Raw genomic sequence first — 11,666 nt, 5'->3', positions numbered from 1 at the left:
GCATGCGACAGCATGGCGGGATGAGTGAGTGTGTCGTGTCGCGGGTTTTCGAGGTCAGCACCGGGCGGCGGGAGCGGGTGTACGACCTGAGCGGTTTGTGCGCCGAGTTCCTGCGGGAGGTGGCCGACGGGCGGGACGGGTTGCTCAATGTGTTCGTGCCGCATGCCACCGCGGGGGTGGCCGTGTTGGAGACCGGGGCGGGCAGTGACGACGACCTGCTCGCGTTGTTGGCCGATCTGCTGCCGGCCGACGACCGGTGGCGGCATCGGCACGGCAGCCCCGGGCACGGGCGCGATCACGTGCTGCCCGCGCTGGTCCCGCCGCATGCGACGCTGCCGGTGATCGGCGGCGAACTCGCGCTGGGGACGTGGCAGTCGGTCACGATGGTGGACACCAATCGGGACAACCCGGACCGGACGGTACGGCTGACCTTCATGCGCTGAGCCGGATTCGATGGGCTGTGCCGGTCCTCGTGAGCCGAGCCGGCCGGGGCCTTCCCCCGGTGGCGGCCAAAGCGCGCCCCGGTGTTCGGCTTGAAGGTTCTCGAAACCGTGCCCTTCGGCGTCGTCTACGACCGATGTCGGCAGCCACCCGGTCGACGGCGACCATCCGGAGAACGGCAACGACGAAGGCGAGGAACTGTGGTCGACCGCGTCGGGGTCGGTGACGCGCATCGCGGTGAACCGGCCGCGATGATCTGCGAGCCGATCGTGGCCAACAACGCGTGCACCATGCCGGTACCCGGATACCTGGAGACGCTGCGCGAGGAGTGCACCCGGCGCGGGATCGTGCTGATCCTCGATGAGGTGTGTACCGGCTTCCGGACCGGATCGGGCGGCGCCCAGGGGCTGTTCGGTGCGCTCCCGGATCTCGCCGTGTGCGCCGAGGCGTTGGGCGGCGGGCTGCCCATCGCGGCGTTCGCCGGACGTCGGGACATCATGGACGAGGTCGGCACGAACCGGATCAAACACGGTGGTACGTACAACGGTTCGCCGCTGTGTGCGTCCGGCGCGCTGGTCACGCTGGGCGAACTCGCGGATCCGGCGGTGATCGAACACATCGACGCGGCCGGGAATCGGGTGTTGGAGCGCGGAGTACACGTGACGCGGTCGGTTCGGCGTGCTGGTTCGTGTCCGCGGCGCTCACCGACGACGACGTATCGGCCGCGTGTAGTGCGGTGGATGCGGCGTTCGTACTGCTCGCGGGGGTGTGAAGGGGTCGGCGGCCGGCGTACGGATGGGCCGCCTTCGGCTGTTCGGGGGTCCGTGGGGTGTCGTACGCGCGGGTCGCCCACAGGTCGGCCGGGGCCATGACTAGCCTTACGTAACCGTCCTGATGATCGGGACGGCGTCCCTCACACAGGTAAGGATTCGCCGATGGGTTTGAGGAGTCTGCTGCGCAACGTCTTTCGTTCGCGGGCGTCCCGCGAGGCGGCGGAGACACCCGAGGCGAGCGACGTGGCCGCCGCGCCGACCGACCTCAGGATCGCACCGACCGAGTCCCCGGTCGTCGCGCCCGAGCCGGTCGCCGGATCGGAACCGGAGCCGCGCGCCGAGGCGACGACGCGCGTCGAGCCGGAGGTGAGCCCGGAGCCGGAGATCACGCCGGAGTCGGTCGCCGTCGAGGAGTCGGTCACGGTCGAGGAGTCGGTCACGGTCGAGGAGCCGGTCACGGTCGAGGAGCCGGCTGCGGTCGAGGAGCCGGCTGCGGTCGAGGAGTCGGTCGCGGTCGACGAGCCGGATGTCGTCAGTGAGCAGGTGGTCGCCTCGGAGCCGACCACCCTTGCGGAGCCGACCGTTGTCCCGGAGCCGGTCGTTGCCCCCGAGCCGGTCGTCATCCCGGAATCCCGGGCGGAGTTCGACGCCTCCGCGCCGGCGCCGACATCGATTCCCGTACCGGCACAGTCGATCGCGACACCCGCCGAGGCCGCGCCCGTGGTCGAGCCTGCCGCCGAGGAGCCGGCGCCGGCGACCGAGGTCGAGGCCGAGCCGTTCGTGGTCGCCGAGGCCACGCCGGTTCCGACCACCGTCGCCGTGGTGCCGCCCGCCCGGGCCGAAGAGGTCGCGCCCGGCCTCGGTGCCCGCGTGGGGACCGCCGCGGCGGCCGTGGCCAAGTGTGGCCTCGCCGGCCGCAGCGTCGCGGTCTACCTCGTCCTGGACCGTTCCGGTTCGATGCGCTCCTACTACAAGGACGGCACCGTCCAGCACCTCGCGGACCAGACGCTCGCGCTGTCCGCGCACCTCGGCGAGGCCGTCGTGCCGCTGGTGTTCTTCTCCACCGACATCGACGGCGTCGCCGACCTCGATCCCGGCAACCACGTGGGCCGGATCGAGGAACTACACGGCTCCTACGGGCACATGGGTCGCACCAACTACCACTCGGCGATCGCCAAGGTGGTCGAGCACTACCGCGCCTCCGGCAGCACCGACCCGGCGCTGGTGATCTTCCAGACCGACGGCGCGCCGACCAGCCGCCCCGCTGCCGCGAAGGCGCTGTGCGAGGCGGCCGGGCTGCCGATCTTCTGGCAGTTCATCGGCTTCGGCGACCCGGAGGCCAAGGGTTTCGACTTCCTCCGCAAGCTGGACGAACTCGGCGTACCGGAGCAGCGCGTGGTCGACAACGCGGGCTTCTTCCACGCCGGACAGGACCCGAGGCTGCTCGCGGACGCCGAGCTGTACGACCAACTCCTCCTGGAGTTCCCGGAATGGCTGAACGAGGCGGTCGCGGCGGGCGTGTTGGTGGCGGACCCGGTGGACGCGCTGGTGTAGTCGCAAGCGAGAGCACGCCCGACGGTCGGCCGGATGGCCGACCGTCGGGCGTTTTCGATGGTGGGTCAGCGCGCGTGTTCGGGAGCGTCGCGCGTGCCCGCCAGAACCGCACGCGAGGCCGCCGGGTCGACGAGCCGCCGCACCGGCACCGTCACGCAGGGTCCCCGGGCTCCTCCAGCGCACGTACGGCCCGACCGATGTCCGCCTCCGTGGCGCCGGACAGCACCACCTCGACGTCGCCGCGCCGGATCACGACGTCGGCCCCGCCCGGGCCCGCCAGCGGTGCACGCGAGCGGCGCCAGCCGGCGATCGCCACCATCAGGCCGCCCAAGCCGATGCCGTTGCTCAGCACGATGTCGACCACGTCCAGCGTGGTTCCCATGGTGCCGACCGTCTCGTCCTCGGCGTAGCTGGTCGCGGTGCCGCCTCGGACGTCCGGATCCATCGCCAACCAGCGCTGTAATGACGCGACTTCGCGACCCTCGTCGCCGACCACGCGCACCTGCACGAGCACTTGCCGCCACCCTTCGGAGACCGTCGGGGGCCCGCGCGCGGCGGGCCGACCTGCCCGGGTCATGATGCCGGCATCGGCGCCGGCCACGATGCCGTTCGGCCCGAGCAGGACCGCCTCGGCGGCCGGGCCGTCGAAGACGAACAGCACGACGACGTCGGCGCCACACGCCGCCTCGGCCGCGCTCCCGGCCTCGATCGTGCCGGCCACCGTACGCGGTGTGCGGTTCCAGACCGTCACCTCGTGTCCGGCCGCCGCCAGCGCCTGGGCACCGGCCGTGCCCATCCGGCCCAGACCGCAGACGGCGACTCTCATGCGACGGCCCCGTTCGTGTCCTCGTTCGTGTCGTCGACCAGCGCGAACGCCTCGACCTCCAGGAGCAGATCGGGCAGGAACAGGGCACTCACCTGGACCGCGGAACCGGCAGGCGGGCGGGTCATGTCGATGAACTCGTCGCGGGCCGTGCGCACCGCGGGCAGATGCCCGACATCGGTGAGGAAGTAGGTCAGCTTGATCACGTCGTCGAAGGTCGCACCCGCCGCTGCCAGGCAGCGCCGCAGGTTCTCGAACACCTGTCGGGCCTGTGCGCCCGGGTCGCCCTTGCCGATCAGGTTGCCGTCCTCGTCGAAGGCGACCTGCCCGGAGACCGCGACCAGCCGGCCGGTGCCGGTGACCACGTTGGTGTAGCCGTTGCCCGGTCGCACGCCGTCGGGCGCCGGGATGTGGGTCAGGCGATTCGATGTCGTCATGGCGCCCATCCTCACCCGCGACGTCCGGACCCGGCGAGTGCGGACGTGGTGGACCGCTTCGTCGCCGCGCTCGTCCACATGGCCGCCGAACAAGATCGTTAAGCCTGCGGCGACCTGTTTCACCAGATCGAGCGAGAACCGATTCGTCGCCCGCTCCGGCGGGTTCGCGCGACCTAGCGTGTGCCCTGGCGAAAGGGGCGCACCGATGCCACAACCCTTCGAACTCCCGCAGTTCTACGTGCCGTACCCCGCGCGACTGAACCCTCACCTGGAGGGCGCGCGCGAGCATTCCAAAGCCTGGGCCCGCCGGATGCGGATGATCGAGGGCTCGAACATCTGGGACGAGCATGACTTCGACTCGCACGACTACGCGCTGCTGTGCGCGTACACCCATCCCGACTGCACCGGGCCGCAACTGGACCTGGTCACCGACTGGTACGTGTGGGTCTTCTTCTTCGACGACCACTTCCTGGACATCTTCAAACGCACCCACGACATGGCCGGCGCCAAGGCCTACCTGGAACGCCTGCGCGCCTTCATGCCGGTCGATTCCACCGCCGAGATCCCCGCGCCGACCAATCAGGTCGAGGAGGGCCTGGCCGACCTGTGGGCGCGAACCGTGCCGAGCATGTCGCAGGATTGGCGGGAGCGGTTCGCCGAGAGCACCCAGGCGCTGCTCGAGGAGTCCATGTGGGAACTGGCCAACATCAACGAGGGCCGGATCGCCAACCCCGTCGAGTACATCGAGATGCGCCGCAAGGTCGGCGGCGCGCCGTGGTCGGCCAACCTGGTGGAGTACGCGGCGAACGCCGAGGTGCCCGCCGTGATCGCCGCCTCGCGGCCGCTGCGGGTGCTCAAGGACACCTTCGCCGACGGGGTGCACCTGCGCAACGACCTGTTCTCGTACCAGCGCGAGGTGGAGAACGAGGGCGAGAACGCGAACGCGATCCTGGTCTTCGAGAAGTTCCTCGGCTGCACCACACAGGAGGCGGCCGAGGCGGTCAACGAACTGCTCACCTCGCGCCTGCATCAGTTCGAGCACACCACGTTCACCGAACTCCCGCCGCTGTTCCTCGAACACGGCCTGGATCCGCAGTCCTGCCTGGACGTGATGGCCTACGTCAAGGGTCTCCAGGACTGGCAGTCCGGCGGCCACGAGTGGCACATGCGCTCCAGCCGATACATGAACGGGGCCGGCGCCGACGTCGGTTCGACCGGTGGGCCCGCGGTGCCGACGGTGACCGGGGTCCTGGCCGGACCGCAGGGGCTGGGCACCTCCGCCGCGCGGATGCTGCCGGGACTGGTGGCCGGGTTGCACAACGGGCTGCGCGCGTTCACGCACGTGCCGTTCCAGCCGGTCGAGCCGTACGACATCCCCGACTTCTACCTACCGTTCGCACCACGACTGAACCGACACCTGGACACCTCGCGGGAGAACCTCGTCGAGTGGGCCGCGCGGATGGGCATCACCCGCGAGGGCATCTGGGACGAGCAGGCGTTGCGCGGCTTCGACCTGCCGCTGTGCGCGGCGGGCATCGCACCGGAGGTGACGCTTGAGCAACTCGACGTCGCCTCCGCGTGGTTGGCTTGGGGCACCTACGGCGACGACTATTACCCGATCGTGTTCGGGCGTTCGCTCGACCAGGCCGGCGCGAAGGCGTACACCGAGCGGCTCAAGACGCTGATGCCGATCGACGGCGAGCCTGCACCCGTGCCGACGGACGCGATCGAGCGCTCGCTGGTGGACCTTTGGACGCGCACCGCCGGGCCGATGCCGCCCGCGTCGCGCCGCCGGTTCAGGCGCACCATCGAGGAAATGATGGACAGTTGGCTGTGGGAGCTGGCCAACATGGCACTCAATCGCATCCCGGACCCGGTCGACTACATCGAGATGCGCCGCCGCACGTTCGGCTCCGACCTGACCAAGAGCCTGTCCCGGCTCTCCCACGGCGAGGTGGTGCCGGACCAGGCGTATCGCTCGCGCGCCGTGCAGGCGATGGAGAACTCGGCCGCCGACTTCGGCTGGATGATCAACGACGTGTTCTCCTACCGCAAGGAGATCGAGGTCGAGGGGGAGTTGCACAACCTGTTGCTGGTGGTGCAGAACTTCTTCGGTTGCGACCTCGCCCAGTCACTGGTGATCGTGAACGACCTGATGACCTCCAGGATGCGTGAGTTCGAGCGGGTGGTCGCCGTGGAACTGCCGGCGATGTACGACGACTTGGCCCTGGACCCGGTGGCCAGGGCGGCACTGGACGGGTATGCGTTGGCGCTCGGCGACTGGAACGCGGCGATCCTGAAATGGCACCAGGACTGCGATCGCTACGCGGAGCCGAAGCCGCTGGTGCCGTTTCCCTGGCAGGTGGCCGCAGGCGGGCCCGCGCACATGCCCGCGGCGCGGGTCGGGGCCGAGTCGTTGTCGGTACCCCGGATGAGGTACGGGCCGCGCGGGCTCGGCACCTCGGCCGCCCGGTTGGCCGGCGTGCGCGCGGGGATCGCGCTGCGGTGACGTATGGCGAGCGGGCCGGCCTGCGGCCCGCTCGTCCTCAGACGCCGGACGGGGTGAACTCGGCCCGTCCGGCGTTTGCCGGCGAGGGCTCGGCCATCAGGTGCTCGACCAGCGCCAACAGCACATCCCGCGCCGAAGAGCGCACGCGCACGTCGCACGGCAGGAGCGGCACGTCCGGGCCGAGGTCGAGGGCCTCGCGCACCTCCTCGACCGTGTACTCCACCGCCGCGTCGAAGCGGTTGATCGCGACCACGAACGGGATGCCCCGGCGCTCGAAGAAGTCGATGCTGCCGAAGCCGGCCTCCAGACGTCGGGTGTCCACCAGCACGATCGCCCCCAGCGTGCCGATCGCCAGGTCGTCCCACAACGACCAGAACCGCTCCTGGCCGGGCGCGCCGAACAGGTACAGGACCAGGTCCTCGGACAGCGTGATCCGACCGAAGTCGAGCGCGACCGTGGTGCGCGACTTGCCCTCGATTCCCGCGAGGTCGTCCACGCCCACGCCGACCTCGGTCATCACTTCCTCGGTGTGCAGCGGCGGTACTTCGCTGACCGTGCCGACCAGGGTGGTCTTGCCGACCCCGAACCCGCCCGCGATCAGGATCTTGACCGCCGCCGCATGCTCGGGCAGCCGGTCAGAGCCGAAGGAGACCATCACGTACCTTCTTCAACAGGGCGGGATCGGGGGTTCGGGCCAGGGCCAGCGGGGCGCGCACGGTTACCAGGCCGTCGCGGAGCAGGTCGTCGACGAGCACCTTGGTGATGCTCACCGGGAGGTCGATCAGCGCGGCCACCTCGGCGACCGCCTGCGGCTCCCGGCACAGTTCCAGGATCTGTTGATGCTCGGGCTGCCGGCCGCGCCCGTCCCGAGCCTTGCGACGCGCGGCCGAGGACGGATCCTCCGCCGCCTGGTTGCGGCCCGTGGGCTCGTCCGGCGCGACCGTGGTGACCAGCGTGATCAGGGTCAGATCCGCGTCGCGCACGGCCTTGGTCCGGCCGCGGGTGAGCGTGTACGGGCGCACCAGCGGTCCGGCGTCCTCGTCCCAGGGCTGCTCCCACCGGGACGTCATGCCCGACCGCCCGCCGGATCGCCGGCATCACCACCGCGTGGCCGCGTCCCGAGGTACTCGCCGACCTTCTTCACCAACATGTTCATTTCGAATGCGACCACCCCCACGTCCGCGCTCTGTTCGGCCAGCACGGCCAGATGTGCGCCCTTGCCCGCGGCGGTGAGGAAGAGGAAGGCGTCGTCCATCTCCACCAGCGTCTGGCGCACCGAACCGCCCGCGAAACCCCGCCCGATACTGCGCGCCAGACTCTGCAACCCGGCCGCCGCGGCGGCCAACTGCTCGGCGTCGTCGCGCGGGATGGTCTCGGACCGGCTCATGAGCAGCCCGTCCTCGGACAGCACGATCGCGTGCCGGGTCTGATGAACGCGCTTGACCAGGTCGGTCAACAACCAGTCCAGGCGACTGTCGGTTGCGGTGGTGGTCGTGCCGCCGGCGAGATCGTGCGTGTTCGTCATGACGGTTCCCCAGGGTGCGTGGTGCTTCCGGCGGCGGGGTCCGGGCCCGGTGCGGGCTCGCTCCCGGTTCCGGGTTCGGTCTCGATCGCGGACTCGTCGCCGGCCGCGCTCGGTTCGGATGCCTCGCGTGCTCGTTGGCTCGCGAACCGGAACGAGGACAAGGTAGCCGCAGCTTCGCGCGGTGAGGAGGGCTTCGACCCGGTTCGTGGGTCGCTCTCGCTCCCGGTAGCCGGTTCGGTACGCAGCGGCATCGGCAGATTGCGCTGCCGCACCCGACGCGGCAGCGCTCGTCGGCCGTCGGAGGTGGTTTCCTCGGCGTTGGCGGTGGCGGCCGCCGGGGTCGCGGGCCGGGCGGGTTCGGGCGCGACGGGGACCCGATCCAGCGATCGCACCACCGGCTCGGGGTGCTGCCGGTCCGGCGAGCGCGACTCGACGTCGCCTTCGGACGGGTGCCCGGACCCGGCCGCCGCGGCGGGTTCGGACTCGGCCGCGGACTGCGATGCCGGCGCCGATTTCGTTTCCGATGCCGGCTCCGAGTCCGAAGCGAGCGCGTGCTCGAACGGGCCCGCGGTCCGGTCCGGTTCACCGGACGTGCCCGAACTCCGGGTGATCAGCTCCTCGGGAAGGAACACGATCGCCAGCGTGCCGCCGTAGGGTGACGGCCGCAGCGTCACCTCCACCCCGAGCCGATCGGCGAGTTGGGCGACCACGAACAGGCCCATCCGCACGTCCTCGGCGAGCGCGATCACATCGAAACTGACCGGGACGGCCAACTGCCGGTTGGCCGCCTCGTACTCGTCCGTCGACATGCCCAGGCCGCGGTCCTCGATCTCGATCGCGAGGCCCTTGGCCACCGAGACCGCCCGGACGTGCACGGGCGTGTCCGGCGGCGAGAATGTCGTCGCGTTCTCCACCAGTTCGGCCAGCAGGTGGATCAACCCACCCACGGCCGGCCCGGACAGTTGCAGGTCGCGGTCGGAATACACCTCGATCCGGTGATAGTCCTCCACCTCGCCGACCGCGCCACGCACCACGTCGACGATGCGTACCGGGCGACTCCAGCGCCGACCCGGCCGGTTGCCGGTGAGCACGACGAGGTTCTCCTCATATCGGCGCAGGCGGGTGGCCAGGTGGTCGATGGTGAACAACTCGCGCAGCAACTCGGGGTCCTGATGGCGGCGCTCCATCGCATCCAGCTCACCGATCTGACGGTTCACCAGGGACTGGGTGCGCAACGCCGTGTTGACGAACACCTTCGCGAAGCCCTCGCGCTGGCGAGCCAGTTGCACCGCGCCATCCAGCGCGGCGCGCTGGGTGGCGTTGAACGCCGAGGCCACCTGGCCGATCTCGTCCCCGCTCGCCGGCACGTCCGGCGCCTCGACCGCGAGGTCCACCCGCTCGCCGCGCTGCAACCGGTCGATGATCACCGGCAGGCGCCGCGAGCCCAGTTCCACCGTCGCGTCGCGCAGCCGGGACAACCGCAGCCGCACGGAGCGGGTCACCCGCCAACACAGCAGGGCGCCGATCAGCACGAAGCCCAGGCCGATCGCGCTCAGCAGATACACCTGGTTCCACGTGTCCGAGGTCGCCTCGTCACCCGCCGCGAAGACCTGATCCACCCGGGCGAAGTCGAAGGCCGAGTTGGGCAGCATGAGCTGGTCGAGCGTCTCACGCCACTTCGCCAGCTCGGTCGGCAGGGCGATCCCGGATCCGGCCGCGGTGCGCTGATCCCGGGGAGCGTCGACCGCCGCGATGATCGCGTCCTCCATCGCGATCAGTTCACGCCAGGCCGGGCTTTCGGTCAGCCCCAGGTACGTGGGACGCAGTCCGGCGGGCAGGAACGGCTCGACCTCGTCCTCGAGAGTGTGTCGACGAACGCCCACGTTCTGGACGAACGCGGCGAAGTCCGGCTGGGTCAATCGACCGCCGGGCTGCGCGAACGAGACCGTCACGTCCTCCTGCGCCAGCGCCTCCCCGGCGCGGAACTGGATGACCAGGAACTGACCGGCGAAGGTGACATCGGTGTCCGAGGTCTCGGCCAGCGCCTGGACCATGGAGATCTGGTTGGCGACCTGCTTCGTGTAGTAGCCCAACCAACGATCCCGCCCGGTCGCGCCGGTCGCGTCCACCTGGCGGCGGACGTCGGCGAGTTGGGCCAACTGCGGCGCCACCTCGTGGGCCCGGCGCACCACGTACCCCGGCGTCTCCCGCGCATCGCTGTCGGCGAAGGCGACGAACGACCGTACGGCGTCGTCGGTCTTGACCCGCTGTGCCCGCAGCGCCTCGGTCGTCGCCGGCGACGCCTTGGCCATCCACGCCGCGGTCAGCCGCCGCTCCAGTTGGAGGTTCACCATCGCGTTGTAACTGGGGGTACCGGCCCGCTCGGCAACCGAGACCTCGTTGTCCAGGCTCCTCGCGTGGTCGACCAGACGGTAGGTGGCGATGCCCCACAGGGCGACCATGGCCACCGAGGGCACCACGGTCAGCAACACCAGCAGGGTTCGGATGGACAGCGTACGACCCGGCCGCGAGCGAGCCGCTCGGGTTCGACCGACCCCGGGGACACGCATCAGTTTTCTCATCGACTCTCCCGCAAGGGCAACCCGGCCCGAAATGCGGTTGCCGCGACCCGGCCGAAGGTACCGGCGAGGCACCCGACAGAATCCACGCAGCGTGCGTGGGGAACTTCCCGCCCGTGCGGCACAAACGGCACACAACGACGAACGTGCGGCGGCGCTCGGTGACTCGGTCACCGGGTGCACACTCGGCAATACCCAAAGGAGCGGCCCCACATGCACAAGGCGCCCGGGATCGGCCGGCGAATCGCCTACTGGCGCGCGCGTCGCGGCCTGACCCAGGCGGAATTCGCCCGCCTGATGAGCCGATCCGTGCGCTGGGTCGAGGACGTGGAGGCCGGCCATCGACAGGCCGACCCGCGCCTGTCGGTACTCGCCAAGGCCGCGCTCGTCCTGCACATCGGGATCGATCGACTGCTGCCCGCCGAGCACAACCGGGAGCAGCACGACCACGATCCGCTCGCGGCGGTACGGGCGGCGCTGCGCCGGGCCGACACGACGCTCGCGGTTGGGGCGGGCGCCGTCCCGGCCGACCTGGGGGTGCTGCGGCGGGAGTTGACCTACGGGTGTATCGCGTACGCCGCGGCGGACTACGGGTGCCTGGACCGCGTGGTGTCGTCGGTGCTGGAGGCCACCACGGGCGCCGGCGGGGGAGTGACCGCGAGGGCGAACACGGGTGCGACGGTGTCGGCGGGCGGGCCCGACGCGAGCACCGGAGGAGCGGCGCTCGCGTCGGCCGCCGTGCGTTCCGCCGCACTCGGCCTGGCCTCCGCCGTCGCGCACGTGTACGGCGAGACGGACCTGGCCTGGCGCGCGGCGGACCGGGCGGTCACCTCGGCCGGCCGCAGCGCCGACGTGGTGGTCCTGGCCCGGGCCGCCCATCGGCTCACCGGCGCCATGGTCGGGCACGAAGGCGCGAGTGCCGCCGTCGAGTTCGCGCTCGGGGCGCAGGCGGACCTGGCTCCGGCGCTGGACGCCCGCGGCCGGGCCGGCCGGGCGGCGCTGCGGACGCTGCGGCTCGGGGCGGC

General features: G+C 70.9%; 11 protein-coding genes. 5 read left to right on the top strand and 6 right to left on the bottom strand.

What is annotated here, in order from left to right:
* Positions 1-20 precede the first annotated feature (20 nt).
* The 3 genes from ABZS54_RS30410 to ABZS54_RS30400 all read left to right on the top strand — a co-directional run bounded on the left by ABZS54_RS30410 (position 21) and on the right by ABZS54_RS30400 (position 2,768).
* Positions 21-443 carry a YjbQ family protein gene (locus ABZS54_RS30410; RefSeq protein ID WP_355543129.1) on the top strand — a complete coding sequence of 141 codons (423 nt, stop codon included), beginning with the start codon at positions 21-23 and terminating at the stop codon, positions 441-443.
* 198 nt (positions 444-641) lie between these two features.
* Positions 642-1,313, top strand: a complete 672-nt coding sequence (locus tag ABZS54_RS30405) for an aminotransferase class III-fold pyridoxal phosphate-dependent enzyme (RefSeq protein ID WP_355543126.1) — start codon at positions 642-644, stop codon at positions 1,311-1,313.
* A gap of 63 nt (positions 1,314-1,376) precedes the next feature.
* Positions 1,377-2,768 (top strand): VWA domain-containing protein, encoded by a 1,392-nt coding sequence (locus ABZS54_RS30400; RefSeq protein ID WP_355543123.1) that lies wholly within the window; start codon positions 1,377-1,379, stop codon positions 2,766-2,768.
* A 151-nt stretch (positions 2,769-2,919) separates the two neighbouring features.
* Here ABZS54_RS30400 and ABZS54_RS30395 read toward each other — a convergent pair whose 3' ends face one another.
* Both ABZS54_RS30395 and ABZS54_RS30390 read right to left on the bottom strand, forming a co-directional pair.
* On the bottom strand, positions 2,920-3,594 hold the full coding sequence (locus ABZS54_RS30395) for an NAD(P)-binding domain-containing protein (RefSeq protein ID WP_355543121.1): 675 nt from the start codon (positions 3,592-3,594) through the stop codon (positions 2,920-2,922).
* On the bottom strand, positions 3,591-4,028 hold the full coding sequence (locus ABZS54_RS30390) for a RidA family protein (protein ID WP_355543119.1): 438 nt from the start codon (positions 4,026-4,028) through the stop codon (positions 3,591-3,593). Before ABZS54_RS30390 ends, ABZS54_RS30395 begins: the two co-directional genes overlap by 4 nt.
* Before the next feature lie 205 nt (positions 4,029-4,233).
* On the opposite strand from ABZS54_RS30390, the gene ABZS54_RS30385 reads away from it, so the two are divergent.
* Positions 4,234-6,537 carry a germacradienol/geosmin synthase gene (locus ABZS54_RS30385; protein ID WP_355543116.1) on the top strand — a complete coding sequence of 768 codons (2,304 nt, stop codon included), beginning with the start codon at positions 4,234-4,236 and terminating at the stop codon, positions 6,535-6,537.
* 37 nt (positions 6,538-6,574) lie between these two features.
* Here ABZS54_RS30385 and ABZS54_RS30380 read toward each other — a convergent pair whose 3' ends face one another.
* From ABZS54_RS30380 to ABZS54_RS30365, 4 genes are read right to left on the bottom strand one after another with little or no spacing between them, the layout of a single operon-like run.
* Positions 6,575-7,192, bottom strand: a complete 618-nt coding sequence (locus ABZS54_RS30380) for an ATP/GTP-binding protein (protein WP_355543113.1) — start codon at positions 7,190-7,192, stop codon at positions 6,575-6,577.
* Entirely contained in the window at positions 7,173-7,607 is a 435-nt protein-coding gene (locus tag ABZS54_RS30375; RefSeq protein ID WP_355543110.1) for a DUF742 domain-containing protein, read from the bottom strand. The genes ABZS54_RS30380 and ABZS54_RS30375 overlap by 20 nt, the downstream gene beginning before the upstream one ends.
* Positions 7,604-8,062 (bottom strand): roadblock/LC7 domain-containing protein, encoded by a 459-nt coding sequence (locus ABZS54_RS30370; protein WP_355543107.1) that lies wholly within the window; start codon positions 8,060-8,062, stop codon positions 7,604-7,606. Before ABZS54_RS30370 ends, ABZS54_RS30375 begins: the two co-directional genes overlap by 4 nt.
* Positions 8,059-10,632, bottom strand: a complete 2,574-nt coding sequence (locus ABZS54_RS30365) for a nitrate- and nitrite sensing domain-containing protein (protein ID WP_355543105.1) — start codon at positions 10,630-10,632, stop codon at positions 8,059-8,061. Before ABZS54_RS30365 ends, ABZS54_RS30370 begins: the two co-directional genes overlap by 4 nt.
* Positions 10,633-10,854: 222 nt before the next feature.
* Between ABZS54_RS30365 and ABZS54_RS30360 the strand changes: the two genes are divergently transcribed.
* Positions 10,855-11,666: helix-turn-helix domain-containing protein (locus tag ABZS54_RS30360; protein WP_355543102.1), on the top strand; the 812-nt coding region annotated here is incomplete at its 3' end.

It is taken from the genome of Embleya sp. NPDC005575 (assembly GCF_040605455.1).
Taxonomy (GTDB): domain Bacteria; phylum Actinomycetota; class Actinomycetes; order Streptomycetales; family Streptomycetaceae; genus Embleya.
This window is presented reverse-complemented; position numbering and strand designations above follow the sequence as displayed.